The sequence below is a fragment of the Thauera sp. JM12B12 genome, from assembly GCF_039614725.1.
GTDB lineage: Bacteria > Pseudomonadota > Gammaproteobacteria > Burkholderiales > Rhodocyclaceae > Thauera.
This window is the reverse complement of the sequence record NZ_CP154859.1, coordinates 2,171,635-2,189,366: the sequence shown is the minus strand read 5'-3', so window position 1 is coordinate 2,189,366 and position 17,732 is coordinate 2,171,635. Positions and strand designations below refer to the sequence as shown.

The following is a 17,732-nucleotide window of genomic DNA, read 5'->3' as shown; positions in this document are numbered from 1 at the left end:
AGGGCTGCCGCCCTTTTTGTCCTGGCGGCCTGCCTCCGTGCCGCGCCAAGGGCTCGTCCATTGCCGCTAGTCCCATCGGACGATGGCGCCGGGGGGCGGTTTTCCTACCCTTGGATCAGCAGCTTGCCGGGTCCGGCGGGCTGGCCTGCCGACAAGGCGGGCCGCGCAATCACAACTCACGCGCCGCGCCAGTCGCGGCGCCAGCCACGAGGAGACAGGACATGGCAGATCGTATGCAGGGCAAGGTGGCGTTCGTGACGGGCGGTGGCAGCGGGATCGGCGCAGCCACCGCGCAGCGGCTGGCGCAGGAAGGCGCAACCGTCGTGGTCTGCGGCCGGCGCCGCGAACCGCTGGATGCGGTCGTCGCCGGCATCGTCGCCGCCGGCGGCAAGGCCGAGGCGGTGGTGGCGGACGTCAGCGACGAGGCCGGCTTCACCGCCGCGCTCGAGGCCGCGGCGCAGCGCCACGGCCGGCTCGACGTGCTGGTGAACAACGCCATGGCCTACACCTGGGGCAGCATCGAGGAGATGAGCACCGCCGACTGGCATGCCAACTTCTCCACCTCGGTCGATGGCACCTTCTGGGGCACGCGCACCGCGATGCGCCTGATGAAGGGCAAGGGCGGCGCGATCGTCAACGTGTCCTCGATCTGCGGCCAGCTCGGCACGCCCTGGATGGCGGGCTATTCGGCGGCCAAGGCGGCCATCGACAATTTCTCGCGCGCGGCCGCGGCCGAAGGCGCGCCGCACGGCATCCGCGTCAACGTGGTGATCCCCGCCGTGGTGGAAACGCCTGCGACCGCCGGCATGCTGGCCGACGAGGCTTCGCGCAGGAACACCGAAAAGCTGATCCCGATGGGCCGCGTGGGCCAGCCGGAGGAACTCGCCAACGCGATCCTGTTCCTCGCCAGCGACGAGGCGTCCTACATCACCGGTGCCAGCCTGCCGGTCGACGGCGGCCGTTCGTCGGTGCTGGTCACCGCGCTGTGAGCGCCGCCATGGCAGCGCTTTCCCGCCTCTTCAGCCCGACGCGGATGGGTGAGCTCGAGCTCGCCAACCGCATCGTGATGGCACCGATGACGCGCAACCGCGCCGATGCGCAGGGCGTGCCCGGCGAGCTGATGGTCGAGTACTACGCCCAGCGCGCCGAGGCCGGCCTGATCGTCGCCGAGGGCACCTGGCCGAGCGCCGAGGGCCAGGCCTACTGCCGTCAGCCCGGGATCGCCACTGCCGCGCAGATCGCCGGCTGGCGCAAGGTGACCGATGCCGTGCATGCGCGCGGCGGATGCATCGTGCTGCAGGTCATGCACGGCGGCCGCATCGGCAGCCACCACATCAAGGGCGAGGGCGTGGCCACCGTCGCACCGTCGGCGCTCCGCGCGGCGGGCGAGGTGTTCACCGACAGCGCCGGCATGCAGCCCTACGACACGCCGCGCGCGCTCTCCACCAATGAGGTGCGCGCCGTGGTGGCGGAACATGCGCAGGCCGCGATCAAGGCCCGCGAGGCCGGCTTCGACGGCGTCGAGCTGCACTGCACCAGCGGCTACCTGCCGATGCAGTTCATGTGCTCGGGCACCAACCAGCGCACCGACGCCTATGGCGGCAGCGTAGCCAATCGGGTGCGATTCGTGGCCGAGTGCCTGCAGGCGATGGCCGCGGCAATCGGCGCCGGACGCGTGGGCCTGCGCTTTCGCGTCGGCAACAGCTACAACGACATCCAGGACGACGACACCGTCGCCACCCATGCCGAGCTGCTGCGCCAGGTGAAGGACATGGACCTGGCCTACGCGCACGTGATGCGCGCCGAGACGCTCGGCGTCGATGCCTTCGCGCTCGCCCGCGCGGGCTTCGACGGCAACCTGATCCTCAACGACGGCTTCGACGCCGCTGCGGCCGAGGCTTCGCTCCAGGCCGGGCAGGGCGAGGCGGTGTCCTTCGCGCGCGACTTCATCGGCAACCCCGATCTCGTGCGCCGTCTGCGAGAGGGGCTGGCGCTCGCCCGCTTCGACCGCCGAACCCTGTACACGCCGGGCGCCGCGGGCTACACCGATTACCCCGTCGCCGAAGGAGTGAGCGCATGATCTACTTGGAAGACGTGGTCCTCGACGACCCGCGCGAGTCGTCCGAGCGCTACCTGCTCACCGCCGAGAACATCAAGGCCTTTGCCACCGAGTGGGATCCGTTCCCGCCCCATGTGGACGAAGCCGCAGCGGCGAAATCGCCGATCGGGCAGCTGTTCGCGGCCGGGGTGCATCTGCTCTCGGTGACCATCCGCCTGAGCCATACCATCCCCAGCGGCGAGACGGCCTCGATCGCCGGCCGCGGCTGGGACAAGCTGCGCTTTCATCGCCCGGGCATCGCGGGCGACGAGCTGCGCGCCCGCGTCACCCATGTCGAGCGCGGTCCGGGCAGCCGGCCCGAGCGCGGCGTGCTCGTTTCGCGCTTCGAACTGCTCAACCAGCGCGACGAGCGGGTGATCAGCTTCGATGCGCAAGTCGTGATGCTGCGCCGCGAGCCGCTTGCGGCCTGAGCCAGCGTCCAGTTTACGAATATTCGCGAGGAGAACACCTTGAAGATTCTTGTCCCGGTTAAGCGGGTCGTCGATTACAACGTGAAGGTGCGGGTCAAGTCGGACCAGAGCGGGGTCGAGCTGGCCGGCGTGAAGATGTCGATCAACCCCTTCGACGAGATTGCCGTCGAGGAGGCGGTGCGCCTCAAGGAAGCCGGCGTGGCCACCGAGGTCGTCGCGGTGAGCTGCGGCACCACCGCCTGCCAGGAGACCCTGCGCAGCGCGCTGGCGATGGGCGCCGACCGCGCCATCCTGGTCGAGACGGATGCGGAGCTGCAGCCGCTGGCAGTGGCCAAGCTACTGAAGGCGGTGGCCGAACGCGAACAGCCGCAGATGGTGATCTGCGGCAAGCAGGCGATCGACGACGACGCCAACCAGACCGGCCAGATGCTGGCCGCGCTGATGGGCTGGCCGCAGGCGACCTTCGCCTCCAAGGTGGCGCCGGGCGAGGGCGTGGTGGCGGTGACGCGCGAGATCGACGGCGGCCTGGAGACGGTCGAACTGAAGCTGCCGGCGGTCGTCACCGCCGACCTGCGCCTGAACGAGCCGCGCTACGCGACCCTGCCGAACATCATGAAGGCGAAGAAGAAGCCGCTGGACGTGATCGCCGCTGCCGGGCTGGGCGCGGACATCGCCCCCCGCCTGCGCCACGTTCGGCATGCCGAACCGGCGGCGCGCAAGGGCGGCGTCAAGGTGGCCGACGTGGCCGAACTGGTGAACAAGCTTCGTAACGAAGCGAAGGTGATCTGAGGCAGACGATGAAGACACTGGTCATTGCAGAGCACGACAACAGCCGTCTGGCGACGGCGACCCTGAACGCGGTCACCGCCGCGGCGCGCTTCGGCGGCGACATCGACGTGCTGGTCGCGGGGCAGGGCTGCGAGGGCGCCGTGGCGCAGGCCCAGGGGCTTGCGGGTGTGTCGCGCGTACTGAAGGTGGAGGCGGCACACTATGCCGAGCCGCTGGCCGAGAACCTCGCCGTGCTGGCGCAACGCGTGGCGGGCGAGGGCGGTTACCGCGCGGTGCTTGTCGGGGCCACGAGTTTCGGCAAGAATCTCGCCCCCCGCGTGGCGGCCCTGCTCGATGTGGCGGCGGTCTCGGACGTGGTCGCGATCTCCGCGCCGGGGCGCTACGAGCGTCCGATCTACGCCGGGAACGTCATGGTCGCGGTCGAGTCGGATCAGCCGCTGGACGTCCTCACCGTACGCACGACGGCGTTCGATGCCGCCGGAAACGGTGGGGGCGCGGCAGCGGAGACGGTCGCGGCCGGACCGGATCTCGGCCTGTCGCGCGTGCTCGGGCGCGAGCTCAGCAAGTCCGAGCGGCCTGAACTCGCTTCGGCGGCGATCGTCGTATCCGGTGGGCGCGGTCTGGGCAACGGCGAGAACTATCACCGCCTGCTCGAGCCGCTCGCCGACACGCTCGGCGCCGCGCTGGGCGCGTCGCGCGCTGCCGTCGATGCGGGCTTCGTACCCAACGACTACCAGGTCGGCCAGACCGGGAAGATCGTTGCACCGGGACTGTATGTGGCGGTCGGCATCTCGGGTGCGATCCAGCACCTGGCCGGAATGAAGGACTCCAAGGTGATCGTGGCGATCAACAAGGATCCGGATGCGCCGATCTTCCAGGTCGCCGACTACGGCCTGGTGGCGGACCTGTTCGAAGCGGTGCCGGCGCTGACCACGAGCCTGTCGGCAGGATGAATCGGCGGGCCGGCGGCCCGTCTGCCTGAACTGTGAGGGGAAGGGGTTTGAATACGATCGAACTGGAACTGGGCGAATACGACCGCATCGTGTCGGCGCTGTACGACGCTGCGCTCGACAGCCGGCGCTGGGGCGAGGCGCTGGAAACGTTCCGCGTCCTGTTCGAGGCCAACTACGTCACCCTCATCCTGCGCAGTCCGGACGAGAGCAACCTGGGCATGATGATTGCCGTGGGCGTGGAAGGGGGCGACAAGGTCACCTATCTGCCCTACGGCCATTCGATGACGCCCTTCGTCAATCAGCCGATCGACAAGGTGTTCACCGTCGAGGACCTGATGACCGAGGCCGAATGGCGGCGCACGCCGTACTACCAGCACTGGTGCGCGCCGGTCGACGTGTTCCACGTCATGGGGGTCGACATCTCGACCCCCGACTCGGGCAAGCTGCGTTTCCGCATCACGCGTGGCGAGACCGCGCCCAGGTTCAGTGCGCTCGATCGTGCGCGCTGCGAGGCACTGCTGCCGCATCTGCGCCGGGCGCTGCACATCCACAACCTGCTCGACCGCAGCGAGTCGCTCGGCAGCCTGTACTCGCAGGCGATCGGTCGGCTGTCGGTCGGCACCCTGGTGCTCGACGAGACCGGCAAGGTGCTCGAGCAGAACCTGATCGCGCGCGAACTGCTGGCGGCCAATGACGGCCTCAAGCTCGTCGGCGGCCGACTCGAGGCCTCGTATCCGAGCGACAACCGCGAGCTGCAGCAGTTGATCCGCAACGCCTTTGCACGGCATTCGGGCGACCCGCTGGCGGTGGCGTCGGCAATGTCGGTGTCGCGCCCCTCGGGCCAGGTCAGCCTCGGCGTGGTCGTAGAGCCGGTGCGGTCGCAGGAATGGGCGGAGGGCAAGGGTCAGCCGTCGGCCGTCGTGTATATCCGCGATGCGGCCGGCAAGTCGCTGGCGAGCACTGCCGCAGCGAAGCAGCTCTTCAACCTCACGCCGGCCGAGACCGCGCTGGCGATGGAGCTCGCCAACGGCCTGTCGCTGGAGGAGGCTGCCGAGGCGTTGAACATCCGTCGCAACACCGCGCGGGCGCACCTACGCTCGATCTTCTCCAAGACCGGCGTTCGCCGTCAGACCGAGCTGGTGCGCATCATGCTCAACAGCGTGGCCGCGCTCAGCCGGGATAACTGAGGCGCAGGGCTTTCGGGCTGGGGGGCAGAGGGTGCAACGCCCCCCGGTGGCTGAGGCGCGAGCCCCAGCCGTGGCGAGCCTTAGCCGTGGTGGGCCTTATTTCGCGGCGCCCGCGTAGGCGCCTGCGCCCACCAGGTAGTTCCCCACCCGCACCACGTAGCTGCGCTTGGCTTCGTTCTTCAGCGTGAGCGGATTGCGGAAGGTGTAGCTGATCTCGCCCTCGCCCTGGCGCTTGGCGATATCGATCATCTCGAGCAGGAAATGCCTGCCCTTGGTGTCGGTGAGCTCGGCAGCCTTGCGGCCGACCTGGCGCGGTTGCGCGCCATGCGCATGGACGATGCCGTCCTCGATGCCGATCGCGAACACGTAGAGGTCGTCCTGAACGAAGCCGCCGTTGAGGTCGTTGAAGCGCGTGAAGGCACTCTCTCCGCTCACCTTGAGGGCGTGCACCGCCCGCCACACGAGCGATTTCGCGAGCTCGAAGCTGGCGTTCGGCGCGTAGTAGCCAACGACGAGGATACGGTCGCCGACACGTCGGTAGGTCGCGATCTTCGGTTCGTTGCGCCCGGTGACCGGATTCGCCCAGCGGTACTCGATGCGGCCGCTGGCCCTCGATTGGGCGTCGCCGAGGAGCTCGCGGATGAAGAGCCGGCCTTCGGAGTCGGTCAGGTCGATCACGTTGCGACCGATCAGGGTGGTCGAGCTGCCGCCGCTGGCGAGGAAATTGCCCTGTGTATCGATCACGTACACATAGAGCTCCCCGTCGACGAATTCGCCGGCACGGCTGAAGCTGGCCATCGCCTGCTCGCCCTGCTCGCGCAAGTGCGCTTCCGCGCGGTCGAGCAGCGCCTGCGTACGAGCGCCCTCGTCGCCTTGTCGCGCGCTCGCCGCAGCGACCGTTGGGGCGTTGTCGGCCGCGATCGCAGGGGCGGTCAGCACGGCGCTGCCCAGCATCATGGCGAGGACGAGGGTCTTGAGCGGTGTCATGGTGCGTGTTCCTCGAGGGGATGGCGGTGGGTCGATTTTAGGCCCAATGGCGGGTCGGGAGTTTAGTCCGCCCGGACGATGCGCGCGCCCGCACGGGCCGTTGACAATCCACAATCGTCGTCAAGTCAATCGTTGGCAACCAGGGAGTCTGTCATGGCCGTATCCGTTGTTACCGGTTCCGCTTCGGGGATCGGCGCTGCCGTTTGCGATCAGCTCGCGCGCGCGGGGCATCGTGTGATTGGAATCGACCGGCAGAACGCCGACATCGTCGCCGACCTGTCGACCGCCGAAGGCCGCAAGGCGGCCGTGCAGGCGGCGCTGGCCGCGTGCGACGGCGTGCTGGACGGCCTGGTCTGCTGCGCCGGCCTCGGGCCGACCGCGCCTTCGAGCAGCGTGATCGTCGGCGTCAACTATTTCGGCATGACCGAGATCGTCGACGGCCTCGAAGAGGCACTGGCGCGCGGCAGCAAGCCGTCCATCGTGCTGATCGGCTCGGTGGCCTCGGTGCATCCCGGCATGGACAAGCTGCCGATGGTGGGGGCGATGCTGGCGGGGGACGAGGCGGGCGCGCTGGCGCAGGCCGACGCCATGGCGGTCCCGCAGGCGGCGTATGCCGGCTCCAAGTACGCGGTCACGGTGTTCGCACGTCGCAAGTCGGTGGCGCTCGGCCCGAAGGGCATCCGCCTGAACGTGATCGCCCCGGGGGCGGTCGAGACCCCGCTGCTGGACGCGTCGCGTGCCGATGCGCGCTTCGGCGAGGCAATCCGCAAGTTCGTGGCGCCGATCGGACGCAACAGCACGCCGGACGAGATCGCCAATGTGGTGAGCTTCCTGCAGTCGGAGCAGGCCAGCTTCGTGCACGGCACGGTGGTGTTCGTGGACGGCGGCATGGACGCGATGAGCCGCAGCGACCGCTTCTGAGCGCAGGCAGGCCGGCAATCCCGGCCCGGGCGAGTCGAGGAACCGGCCCCTGCGGCCGGTTTTTCATGGTCCGAACCGACGATGGCGGCCCGGACGGGGTGCGCCACAGTGGACACGGTCCGAATTGAACGGGGAATGGAAATGAGCAGGGTGGCATTCATCACCGGCGGCAGCCGCGGAATCGGTCGCGAAACGGCGCTCGCCTTCGCGCGTGCGGGGTTCGACGTGGCGATCAGTGCGCGCACGCTGGAGGAGGGGGAGACGCATGCTCATTCCCTTTCCCACGCGGATGGGCGGCCGCTCGCAGGCAGTCTGGCGGAGACCGCAGCAGCCATCCGCGCGCTCGGGCGCGAGGCTTTTGCGGTGCGCATGGATCTGCTCGACGAGCAGTCGGTACACGCCGCCGCGGCCGCGGTGCTGGCGCGTTTCGGCCGCGTCGATGTGCTGGTGAACAACGCGATCTACCAGGGCAGCGACCTCAACCTGCCGTTCATGTCCCTCGGCGCGGATACCCTGGAGCGCGTGTTCCGCGGCTACGTGATGGCTCCGGTCGTGCTGACCCAGTGCCTGCTGCCTGCCATGCTGGCCCAGGGCGGCGGTACGGTGATCAACGTCACCTCCGGCGCGGGCGAGAGCGACCCGCCCGTTGCCACCGGCAAGGGCGGCTGGGGGTATGCCTACGGCGCGGGCAAGGCTGCGGTTTCACGCCTGTCGGGCGTGCTGGCCGCCGAGTTCGGCGATCAGGGCATCCGCGCCTACACCGTCAATCCGGGGGTGGTCAGCACCGAGGCGCTGCGCGCGACCATCGGCGAGCGAGGTGTGCTCGCGATGCGCAAGGGCGTGGCGCCGCCCGAGGTGCCCGCGGCCGTGCTGTGCTGGCTCGGTACCGCCCCGCAAGCGCCGGACTTCCAGCGTCGCACCATCCAGGCCCAGCCCTTCGCGCTTGAACAAGGCATCGTGCCCGACTGGCGCGCGCCGTCCCCGGTGACCGCCTGAGGCCGCCCCTTCACAACAGGAATCTCGTTCCCATGACTACTGAACGCGAATCGATGGAATTCGACGTGCTGATCGTCGGTGGCGGCCCGGCCGGGCTGTCGGCGGCGATCCGCCTGAAGCAACTGGCCGAGGCCAAGGGCCAGGACCTCTCGGTGTGCCTGATCGAGAAGGCCGCCGAGATCGGCGCCCACATCCTGTCGGGCGCGGTGATGGACCCGAAGGCGCTCGGCGAACTCTTCCCCGACTGGAAGGAGCGCGGCGCCCCGCTCAACACCGCCGTCACCGAGGACCGCGTGCTGTTCCTCACCGAGACCGGCGCCCGCCAGGCCCCCAACGGCCTGCTGCCCGACTGCCTGGTGAACCACGGCAACTACATCGTGCGCCTGGGCAACGTGGTGAAGTGGCTCGGCGAGCAGGCCGAGGCGCTCGGCGTCGAGGTCTATCCGGGCTTTGCCGGTGCCGAGATCCTGTTCGATGAGGCGGGCGCGGTGAAGGGCGTCGCCACCGGCGACATGGGTCTGAACCGTGACGGCACGCCGGGCCCGCACCACCAGCCGGGCATGGAGCTGCACGCCAAATACACGCTGTTCGCCGAGGGCTGCCGCGGCCACCTGGGCAAGCAGCTCGAGGCCCGCTTCAATCTGCGCGAGGGCGCCGACCCCCAGACCTACGGCATCGGCATCAAGGAGCTGTGGGAGGTCAAGCCCGAGCACCATCGCCCCGGTCTGGTGGTGCACACCGCCGGCTGGCCGATGGACAAGGCCACCTACGGCGGTGGCTTCGTCTATCACCTCGAGGACAACCTGGTGGCGGTCGGCTTCGTGGTCGGCCTCAACTACGAGAACCCGCATCTGTCGCCCTTCGAGGAGATGCAGCGCTACAAGACCCACCCCGAGATCCGCAAGTACCTCGAAGGCGGCAAGCGCCTGCAGTACGGCGCGCGCGCGATCGCCGCCGGCGGCCTGCAGAGCCTGCCGCGGCTGATCTTCCCGGGCGGCGGGCTGATCGGTGACGACGCGGGTTTCCTCAACGCCGCGCGCATCAAGGGCAGCCACGCCGCGATCAAGTCGGGCATGCTCGCCGCCGATGCGGCGTTCGAGGCGCTCGCGCACGAACGCCAGCGCGACGCGCTCACCGCCTACCCGAGCGCCTTCCGCGACTCGTGGCTATACGCGGAGCTGCACAAGACGCGCAACTTCAAGCCCTACATGAAGAAGGGCCTGTACCTGGGGTCGCTCTTGTTCGGCATCGACCAGGTGCTGTTCAAGGGCAAGGTGCCCTGGACGCTGCACAACAGCGCCGACCACGACAAGCTCAAGCCGGCGGCCGAGTGTCCGAAGATCACTTACCCCAAGCCCGACGGTGTGCTCACCTTCGATCGGCTCTCGTCGGTGTTCCTGTCGAACACCAACCACGAGGAAGAGCAGCCCTGCCATCTGCAGCTGAAGGACGCCTCGGTGCCGATCGCGATCAACCTCGCGAAGTACGACGCCCCCGAGCAGCGCTACTGCCCGGCCGGGGTGTACGAGATCGTGCGCGACGAATCCGGCGCCAACCCGCGCCTGCAGATCAACGCGCAGAACTGCGTGCACTGCAAGACCTGCGACATCAAGGACCCGACCCAGAACATCAACTGGGTGGTGCCACAAGGCGGCGAAGGGCCGATCTACCAGGGGATGTGAGGCCCGCAGGCGATCGCGCGCGCGGGGTGGCCTGAGTAGGAGGGAGGGAAGGGCGGCTTTGCCCCGAAATCGGAAATGGGGTGCGTCCGGCGGGCACGGTCAGTGCCCGCTCCGGGCGACACCGAGGACAACATCGTGATGGAACCGCTGTCTGACTGCACGCGTGCCGACGCCCGCCGACAACAGATCCTGACCGCAGCAGCGCGATGCTTCTGTGATCACGGCTTTCATGGCGCAAGCATTGCGCAGATCTCCAAGGTAGCCGGGATGAGCCCGGGGCACATCTACCACTACTTCGACAACAAGGACGCGATCATCGGAGCGATCGTCGCCCAGGATCTCGAGCACCGCCTCGCGTTGACCGAGATCCTTCGGGAGGTTGCCAACACGCGAAGCGGCTTGCGGACGCACGTGGCCCAGGCCATCGGCAAGCAGCTCGATTCGGACACTGCCGCGCTGAAGGCCGAGATCGTCGCCGAGGCCGGCCGCAACCCGAAAGTGGCCGAGATCGTGAGAAAGGCGGACGCGGTGGGCCGGCGCGGACTCGCGGCTGCCATACGCGAGATCCGCCAGCGCTCGGGGTTCCAAGACGATCGGGCCACCATCGACGGGATGGTCGAACTGTTCTCGGCACTGTTCGGTGGCCTCCTGTTGCGCAGCATTACCAATCCAACGCTCGATGCAGGGGCCCTGACGGCAAGGATCGTCCGCATCATCGAAGCAACGCTGTACGAGGAGAACGGCTGAAGGGTGGCGTCGGGCACGCGTGGCCCGTCACATATTCAGCAGTCGCTGAACCGTTCATTCCACTAACGCTGTAACTGGACGCATCATTTCTAATCAAGCCCTTAGCGACAGGTGGTCACAGATTTAGTGGAGGCTATTTATCGTAATCATGTAACTCTCGCGACGTTTTACGTAAGAATGTAGATCCGATCCCCAGAACGGCTTTAAGTAGGCGCCGGCCCCGTGCCGTCTTACCTCCAGCTTGGCCGTCGCTGACTATCAGCCCCTCGGAGTGAGCACCCACCTTTGTGCCCACAATGAATTGCACGGGCACAAGAGTGGACCAACGCCCGCGTCGCGGTACCCGTTGGCCGTACCGCCGCCACACCATTGAGCTAAAACGCGCCGTCGTCGAGCAGTCGCGGCAGCCAGGTGCCTCCGTGTCGCGGCTTGCGCACCCCCACGACATCAACGCCAAGCAGATATTCGCGTGGCGCAAGGGCCAGCACGAAGGTCGCTTGGGCGTGGCTGCGTTCGTGCCGATCATCCGCACCGACACCGATGCGTTGGACGCGCCCGAGATGCTCGATGCCCCAGCGGCCGCGCTCGGTCGGCTGACGATCGAGGCAAGGGCGCACGGCTCACCGTCGAAGGAGGTCTCGACGGCACGTCCCAGCGCGGCTTCATGCTGTGCTACTGCTGCGACGAGCGTCCCGCATTACGGCAAGCGAATCTGTACCGCGGCCGGCATTATCGACATGCGGCGCGGCTTCGATGGGCTCGCTGCGCTCGCTCAGACACCATTCGAGACCGATCCCTTTAGCGGCCACATCGTCGCGTTCAATCGTGTTTCGGGGCCTAGCGCGGAAACCGGATCAGGGTGTTGCGGTGGAATGGCGACGGATTCACGCGGGATGCGACCGTGCACCGGCGATCTGTAACTTGATCGGCGGGGCCAACCTCAACGAGGCTGACTCCGAGGCCTGCCTCCGGCATGTGATCGGCTGCAAGCCGATCGGGCTCCAGGGCGCAAACCTGATCTTCCAGGTGATATCAGCCGCCGGTATGAGCGCGGACCGATGATCCTGACCACTAACCAGAGCTCCGGTGCCTATAGCGAGGTGTTCGGCTACCGAGTCATCTAGACCGCCATCCTCGACCGGATACTGCATCACGCTGTCACGCTACACATTCGTGGCAACTCGTACTGACTGGAAGAAAGAAAGCCGGCCTCGCGTGCTCACACGAGACTCAGTCCTGAACCGGGTGGGAAGTTCTCGATTCCCTTGAGCCGGGAAAACTCGCCTATCCAGTTCGATTTGCTGACCGGCATGCACGCCTAGGGAACCCCAGATCAATTGGCCTTTTGGGTGCGCTCACCCAAGCCAGCCGATTGAACCGACTACGATGATCGACTTTTCCGCTTCTACCGCTATTTTTCGAGGCCTTTCCGGCCCCGAGCGCCCTTTCCTGGGCGCAGCGGGCGGATTTCGCCCATCAGTTCATCAAGGCGCGCCTCGCAAGATAGAGATTGGTCAAACCGATCAGCGAGAACACCTGTACGGCGTTCTTCGCAAATCCCCTTGTAACGCACCTTCGTGTAGCCGAACTGGCGCTTGATGACGCGAAAAACGTGCTCGACGCGCGCCCCGATCGAGGACATCTTGTGGTTGAAGCGCTTTTTCGCCTCGGTCAGCGGGTGCTGCTTGCTGGCCTTGAGCGAGACGCCCCAGAACAGGCCTGCCTTGCGGACCAGACGCTTGAGCTTGTTGTTCTCGTAGCCCTTGTCGCCGAACACCGCCCGGTCATCTTCACGCACCTGGTGCGGCAACTGGTTGATGTCTGAGACGTTGGCTGGCGTCACGGATACGGTATGCACGAGCCCGGAATTGACGTCGGCACCCACGTGAACTTTCATGCCGAAGTACCACTCGTTGCCCTTCTTGTCTCGGGGCCGCGCTGCTTGTCTCAATTCTTCGTCGAGGGCGGCGCATGGATGATCGTGGCGTCAACCATCGTGCCGCCCCTTGAGTCGTAGTCCGCGCTACTCGAGCGTGTCGTTGATGATGTTCACCATCTGCGAGGTCAGTGCGTGCTTCTCGAGCAGGTGGCAGACCTTGAGGATCGTCGTCTCGTCGGGCATCCCGTCGTCGGTCAGGCCCAGCCCCGCAAAGCGGCGCATCGACTCGACCTCTTAGAGCGCATCCTCCATCGCCGGATCGGACAGCGCGTACCAATGCCGCATGAACTAGATCCGCAGCATCGCCGCAAGCGGCATCGGCGGACGCCCGCGTCGGCCCCGTCGTCGGGTAGTGCGCCTCGATTACTGCCAGCAGAGCAGCCCAAGGCACGACCTTCTCCATCTCGGCCGGGAAGCGCTCCCCGCGCGTCTGCTTCTTCTGCCGTTCGAAAGCCAGCGAGGCGAAAGTCGTTTGCTTCATGGTGGCAGTGCGCCTCATGACCTCAGTACTTTGCCGGCTCCGAGTCGATCAGAGCTTCCCTAGACGCACCCCTCCCTCGAAAAACAAGGGTGAATCCCCCACCGCAGGCCATAAATGGGCTCAGGAGGTTCTGGTTGTCGAGTTGCCCCAGTGCCGCACGGGCTTCGTCCTCCCGAACCATGAGCAGATCTGCGCGCCTGAGTAGATCCTGTTGTGTCACAGCAGAACTACCACGATAGCGAGACTACACGTGCCCACAGCGCGAGCATTGCCGTAGCCGTCTTATCTCGCGACCAAGTACAAAAATCTATTAAAAACAAAACGTTAATAATTAAAACCTTAGCAAGATTGCCGAAAGGTGAAAAAACACTCCTTGTGTGTATCACCTTCAGCCGAGAGCAGCAAAGTGAAAAATAATCCGGAAGATTTTCACTTTGCTATCAATCTTTTGAACGCGCGAGATTTTGTAGTAAATTCCATCGTATCGCAGATACGAAAACTGTAGCTACAAAGTGAGTCGTCAGCGTCTCCGGAAGTCACCTTTCCGAAAAGGCGATGAAGGGTAGGAAAGCGCTTTAATTTACACGCGCCAATTCAAGTGCATTGAAAAGTTTTTAAAAAATATATTAATTATTGAATTCGCTTTTATCTTTCGATGTAAATAAGCAAGCTCTTTATAAAAATTGCATGAAAGAAATTAAACCGCTCTGGCCGGCGTACGAACATGAAGACGCGTGAAAATCCACTAGGCAGACAATTGCCCTGTCTACTGAGAACTGGGAATGAAGATCTAGATGCTTGGCCCACTCCAGATGATGGGGTTCTCACAGAGTTCGATCGAAAAAAATATCTGATGAGAAAAGAAGCCGTAAGACTATACCTCGCAGGCTACGGCGATAGCTTAATTCGAGAAAAATGCGAGATCGGACTAAAACAGACGTACCGATTGATCACAGAGCGATGCCTTAAGACCCATCCCGATGGTCGCATATATGGATTCCGGGGGTTAATACCGAAACTAAGAATTAAACCTTACAAGCGAAAGCGAAAAGTAAAAGTCAACGAATTTGGTGGAGGTGCTGTCGGTGCGATGGGTCTGGTTCTTGATTTGAATCCAGATCTACGTAGATCCTTCGATAAGAAGATATTGGAGTCCGCCAGTTCAAGCACCCTATCTCTGATAAGAAAGCCGCGCCAAGCTCTATGGAAGTGGTTCTTAGATCGCCTGCGAGACTTAGGCTATGAGGTTAGGGGCGAGTGGCCGTTTAATACAATCACTAATGGATATAATTCCGTATGCCGACACATCGATCTCGTTTACAAATTAAATCCAAAAATGGCCGCGCGAGCCATTGGTGGCAAAACCCTTGAAAGAAAGTTGATTACTGGGGATGGCGTGGACCGTCCCGTAAAGAGGGTGCTGCAGCGGGTAGAGATGGACGCCCATAAACTAGATGGGCGATTCTGTGTATTGATGCCCAATGGTGATGGCGAGCATGTGCCGCGAATCGTCCACAGGTTATGGGTAATCGTAATTTTGGATGTTGAATCACGAGCCGTTCTGGGATACCACTTTGCATTAGGAAAAGAGGTTTCTAAGACTGACGTCCTTAGAGCGATTAAATCTGCTCTGACTCGATGGCGGCGACGAATATTATCTCCCGGCCTCGAACATATCTATTGGGATGATGCTAATTTTCCTTCAGGGATGTCGGACAGATATGTTGGCATGTGCTGGGACGAAACGAGCGTTGACGGCGCTCTCGCCGAGACGTGCAAAAGCGTAGAACAGTTTCTAAGGGATGTCGTAAATTCGAGATTAATTTCGCCAAAGGAGGGATTTGCCTCCCGGCGAGGCCTGGATGAGCGGCCATTTATTGAAACATTCTTTCGAGTTCTTGCAGGCGGCGGGTTGCACAAAATGTCAAATACCACAGGCTCAAAACCCAAGGATCGTAAGGGGCGGGAGCCGGAGGAAGTTGCATTGAATAGTCAGTTTCAACTTGAGTATGCGGAAGACTTAATTGATGTCTTGATTGCGAATTATAATGCAACGCCCCATACCAGTCTTGGGTATCGCACTCCATTGCAGTTTCTCGAGTATGCAACTAATCGCCCTGACTTCTCTTTTCGATACGCAGACCCCGAGCAGGTTAGCCTCCTGCTAAGCTTAAGAAAAAAATGCAAAGTGCAGGGCGGCGTCCAAGAAGGAAGAGCGCCTTATGTGAATTTCGAGAACGCCAGGTATACAAACGAGATACTTTCGCAGCGTTTTGACCTAGCGGGGAAATATATAGACGTGATCAATCATGAAGAGAATGACGCAAGAATCGCACTAGCCTCCACGTCGGACGGACAAAGCCTCGGCGTTCTTCGTGCTGGTCCGCCATGGCATAGATTCCCCCATAGCTTGCGAATTAGGGCCGCCATTAAAGGCATGATAAGGAAGAAAATGTTCTACGTGGCATCAGGCACCGATGCGACCGAGGCCTTTGTGGAATATTGCGAGTCTCAGTCCAATAAAAAACTTCCGCCACATCCATCTTGCCTCGAATTTCGCAGAATAATCGCGAACTCGGAGCGGAACGAATCCGAAGAACTCCTCAGGGTTGCGCTAGATACCATTAGCTCGAGCGATGAGGCGGAAATTGCTCGAAGAGATCAAGCCATCGGTGGAAAGGATTCTGATAGTGAGGTGAATGAGTGCTCTCAAGGAAGTTCCCCTCGACGCCGAAAAGCAGCATCGAGTTAAGGAACCTCTGATCAATCCATGTTCTGAGCGCGCTCACCCAGGCCAGCCGTTTCCACTAATCCCGATGATCGATATCTCCGCTTCCACTGCTTCTTTTCGAGGCGTTTCTGGCCGCGAGCGCCCGTTTTCGGGCGCAGCGGGCAGATTTCGCCTATCAACTCGTCAAGGCGCGCGTCGCAAGATAGAGATCGGTCAAACCGAACGGCGAGACCCCACGCGCGGCGTTTTTTGCGATCCCCTTGTAGCCCCCTTCGTGTAGGGGAACTGGCGCTTGATGACGCGAAACACGTGCTCGACGCGCGCGCGGATCGAAGACATGTTGTGGTTGAAGCGCTTGTTCGCCTCGGTCAGCGGGCGCTGCTTGCAGGCCGTGAACGACGCGGTCCAGAACAGGCCCGCCTCGCGCACCAAGTGCGGCAACTGGTTGATGTCCGAGACGTTGGCGGGCATCACCGAAACAATCTGCACGCGTCCGGAATCGAGGTGGGCGCCTGCGCGGACCTTCATGCTGAAGCACCGCTGGTTGACCTTCTTGGTTTGATGCATCTCGGGGTCGGCGTGGAATGACCGCGGAGTGACACCCCGTGGCTCAAATACGCTCATAAGGGCATGGCACGCATACGTGAGAGGTCCTCTCCCCGTATGAGGTAGCCAGAACCAGATCTGTTCGTCATTGAACAGAAAGCACGAGAAGCGGTAGGTGTCTGTCTCGCGGAGTAATTTTCGTCGGCACCTATTGGATATTGCTGCGTTCGAATCAACAAGGAGCTTTATCGATGGATAGCCAAGAAGGACTCGACGTCGACGATCGCCATCCTATCCTACGTGGCGAGTACGCTATATTCACAGCTCCGATAGACGAAATGATTCGAACGATTGGAAATTGGATCGACCTTAGAGTAACCGGTGGATATATTTATGGCCCATCTCGTTACGGAAAATCTAAAACTATAAAGTGGTTCCTTTTCTCTCTCCTAGAAGAAAGATTTGGGACAAGAGTGCCTCTCGTTGTTTGGATTCGCCGTGATTCGTCGATCACTGAAAGAGAGTTTTGGAATGATCTTCTTGAGGCTGCTAATTATGAATTCTATGATCCACTAAAACCGAAGAGCCGAACAGTTGGCCGCTATCTCTTTACAGAAAGACTTTATACTATGGCTTTGTCATCTAGGAGGAGTTTCGTTACTCTTCTAATAGACGAAGCGCATGAGGTAACGCTAAAGGAATGGAAGTGGCTTCTCGGACTACAGAATGCTCTCGATGCCAGAGGCGTTCGTCTTTGCGTTATATCAATAGGCTCACATGGCATTTTATTTCAACCTAACTACCTAGCCAGAACGGGCAATGCACACATTACTGCTCGATTTTTCTCTCAAGACATGCGTTTTCGAGGATTGAGGTCGAGTAAAGAACTCGAGTTTGTTCTCAATGGCTACGACCTTGATTCTGAGTGGCCTGCAGAGAGTGGAATAACTTACCTACAATATTTTGCGCCTGATTATTTCAAAAAAGGAAAAAGGCTTGCCGCTTATTCGACTGATATCTGGGACGCGTTTGTCAAACTAACCCCAGACGACGTAAAGAAACAGAAGGACTACAAACCAGAAATAGGCATGAAACATGTAGCTGAAACGGTAGAGACTATCCTTAGACGCTTACAAAATGGGGAAGATTGGGATGCATTAACGGATAAGGGTGAGTTATTGAGAGTGGTTGCTAGCACTAAATTCACAGACTACATGCGAACCGTTATGGCAAAACAGTAGTTG

Annotated in this window: 14 protein-coding genes and 2 pseudogenes; 13 read left to right on the top strand and 3 right to left on the bottom strand. The window is 62.5% G+C overall.

Features of this window, described 5'->3' with window-relative positions:
- Positions 1 to 221: 221 nt before the first annotated feature.
- The 6 genes from AAG895_RS09755 to AAG895_RS09730 are packed head-to-tail and all read left to right on the top strand — an operon-like array spanning position 222 to position 5,458.
- Entirely contained in the window at positions 222 to 989 is a 768-nt protein-coding gene (locus AAG895_RS09755) for an SDR family NAD(P)-dependent oxidoreductase (RefSeq protein WP_345791824.1), read from the top strand.
- 8 nt (positions 990 to 997) lie between these two features.
- Complete coding sequence (locus AAG895_RS09750; protein WP_345791823.1) at positions 998 to 2,080, top strand: alkene reductase; 1,083 nt, start codon at positions 998 to 1,000, stop codon at positions 2,078 to 2,080.
- Positions 2,077 to 2,529 carry a MaoC/PaaZ C-terminal domain-containing protein gene (locus tag AAG895_RS09745; protein ID WP_345791822.1) on the top strand — a complete coding sequence of 151 codons (453 nt, stop codon included), beginning with the start codon at positions 2,077 to 2,079 and terminating at the stop codon, positions 2,527 to 2,529. The genes AAG895_RS09750 and AAG895_RS09745 overlap by 4 nt, the downstream gene beginning before the upstream one ends.
- Before the next feature lie 39 nt (positions 2,530 to 2,568).
- Positions 2,569 to 3,318 (top strand): electron transfer flavoprotein subunit beta/FixA family protein, encoded by a 750-nt coding sequence (locus AAG895_RS09740; protein ID WP_345791821.1) that lies wholly within the window; start codon positions 2,569 to 2,571, stop codon positions 3,316 to 3,318.
- An 8-nt stretch (positions 3,319 to 3,326) separates the two neighbouring features.
- Positions 3,327 to 4,271 carry an FAD-binding protein gene (locus tag AAG895_RS09735; RefSeq protein ID WP_345791820.1) on the top strand — a complete coding sequence of 315 codons (945 nt, stop codon included), beginning with the start codon at positions 3,327 to 3,329 and terminating at the stop codon, positions 4,269 to 4,271.
- 47 nt (positions 4,272 to 4,318) lie between these two features.
- Positions 4,319 to 5,458 (top strand): helix-turn-helix transcriptional regulator, encoded by a 1,140-nt coding sequence (locus AAG895_RS09730; RefSeq protein WP_345791819.1) that lies wholly within the window; start codon positions 4,319 to 4,321, stop codon positions 5,456 to 5,458.
- Between the two features lie 96 nt (positions 5,459 to 5,554).
- Here the strand turns inward: AAG895_RS09730 and AAG895_RS09725 are convergent, their stop codons facing one another.
- Positions 5,555 to 6,445 (bottom strand): cache domain-containing protein, encoded by an 891-nt coding sequence (locus tag AAG895_RS09725; protein ID WP_345791818.1) that lies wholly within the window; start codon positions 6,443 to 6,445, stop codon positions 5,555 to 5,557.
- Positions 6,446 to 6,598: 153 nt separating this feature from the next.
- Here AAG895_RS09725 and AAG895_RS09720 point away from each other — a divergent pair, with 153 nt between their 5' ends.
- From AAG895_RS09720 to AAG895_RS09700, 5 genes are all read left to right on the top strand, one after another.
- Positions 6,599 to 7,366, top strand: a complete 768-nt coding sequence (locus AAG895_RS09720) for an SDR family oxidoreductase (RefSeq protein WP_345791817.1) — start codon at positions 6,599 to 6,601, stop codon at positions 7,364 to 7,366.
- A 141-nt stretch (positions 7,367 to 7,507) separates the two neighbouring features.
- Positions 7,508 to 8,362 carry an SDR family oxidoreductase gene (locus AAG895_RS09715; protein ID WP_345791816.1) on the top strand — a complete coding sequence of 285 codons (855 nt, stop codon included), beginning with the start codon at positions 7,508 to 7,510 and terminating at the stop codon, positions 8,360 to 8,362.
- Between the two features lie 32 nt (positions 8,363 to 8,394).
- Positions 8,395 to 10,044, top strand: coding sequence for an electron transfer flavoprotein-ubiquinone oxidoreductase (locus AAG895_RS09710; RefSeq protein WP_345791815.1), 1,650 nt, complete (start codon positions 8,395 to 8,397; stop codon positions 10,042 to 10,044).
- A gap of 138 nt (positions 10,045 to 10,182) precedes the next feature.
- The gene (locus AAG895_RS09705; RefSeq protein ID WP_345791814.1) at positions 10,183 to 10,791 is read left to right on the top strand and encodes a TetR/AcrR family transcriptional regulator; all 609 of its coding nucleotides are present in this window, start codon (positions 10,183 to 10,185) and stop codon (positions 10,789 to 10,791) included.
- A 317-nt stretch (positions 10,792 to 11,108) separates the two neighbouring features.
- Complete coding sequence (locus AAG895_RS09700) at positions 11,109 to 11,711, top strand: transposase (RefSeq protein ID WP_345791813.1); 603 nt, start codon at positions 11,109 to 11,111, stop codon at positions 11,709 to 11,711.
- A 556-nt stretch (positions 11,712 to 12,267) separates the two neighbouring features.
- Here AAG895_RS09700 and AAG895_RS09695 read toward each other — a convergent pair.
- A pseudogene (locus AAG895_RS09695) lies at positions 12,268 to 13,211 on the bottom strand (IS5 family transposase).
- Between the two features lie 724 nt (positions 13,212 to 13,935).
- Between AAG895_RS09695 and AAG895_RS09690 the strand changes: the two are divergent.
- The gene (locus tag AAG895_RS09690; protein WP_345791812.1) at positions 13,936 to 15,963 is read left to right on the top strand and encodes a hypothetical protein; all 2,028 of its coding nucleotides are present in this window, start codon (positions 13,936 to 13,938) and stop codon (positions 15,961 to 15,963) included.
- 154 nt (positions 15,964 to 16,117) lie between these two features.
- Here AAG895_RS09690 and AAG895_RS09685 read toward each other — a convergent pair.
- A pseudogene (locus AAG895_RS09685) lies at positions 16,118 to 16,518 on the bottom strand (transposase); the annotation flags it as partial.
- Positions 16,519 to 16,739: 221 nt separating this feature from the next.
- On the opposite strand from AAG895_RS09685, the gene AAG895_RS09680 reads away from it, so the two are divergent.
- Positions 16,740 to 17,729 carry an ATP-binding protein gene (locus AAG895_RS09680; protein ID WP_345791811.1) on the top strand — a complete coding sequence of 330 codons (990 nt, stop codon included), beginning with the start codon at positions 16,740 to 16,742 and terminating at the stop codon, positions 17,727 to 17,729.
- Positions 17,730 to 17,732: the final 3 nt, after the last annotated feature.

Bases quoted from the DNA above. Each gene is read 5' to 3' on its own strand.
- AAG895_RS09755 (WP_345791824.1), top strand. From the start codon at position 222: ATGGCAGATCGTATGCAGGGCAAGGTGGCGTTCGTGACGGGCGGTGGC.
- AAG895_RS09690 (WP_345791812.1), top strand. From the start codon at position 13,936: ATGAAGACGCGTGAAAATCCACTAGGCAGACAATTGCCCTGTCTACTG.
- AAG895_RS09715 (WP_345791816.1), top strand. From the start codon at position 7,508: ATGAGCAGGGTGGCATTCATCACCGGCGGCAGCCGCGGAATCGGTCGC.
- AAG895_RS09725 (WP_345791818.1), bottom strand. From the start codon at position 6,445: ATGACACCGCTCAAGACCCTCGTCCTCGCCATGATGCTGGGCAGCGCC.
- AAG895_RS09745 (WP_345791822.1), top strand. From the start codon at position 2,077: ATGATCTACTTGGAAGACGTGGTCCTCGACGACCCGCGCGAGTCGTCC.
- AAG895_RS09720 (WP_345791817.1), top strand. From the start codon at position 6,599: ATGGCCGTATCCGTTGTTACCGGTTCCGCTTCGGGGATCGGCGCTGCC.
- AAG895_RS09705 (WP_345791814.1), top strand. From the start codon at position 10,183: ATGGAACCGCTGTCTGACTGCACGCGTGCCGACGCCCGCCGACAACAG.
- AAG895_RS09750 (WP_345791823.1), top strand. From the start codon at position 998: ATGGCAGCGCTTTCCCGCCTCTTCAGCCCGACGCGGATGGGTGAGCTC.
- AAG895_RS09735 (WP_345791820.1), top strand. From the start codon at position 3,327: ATGAAGACACTGGTCATTGCAGAGCACGACAACAGCCGTCTGGCGACG.
- AAG895_RS09680 (WP_345791811.1), top strand. From the start codon at position 16,740: ATGGATAGCCAAGAAGGACTCGACGTCGACGATCGCCATCCTATCCTA.
- AAG895_RS09710 (WP_345791815.1), top strand. From the start codon at position 8,395: ATGACTACTGAACGCGAATCGATGGAATTCGACGTGCTGATCGTCGGT.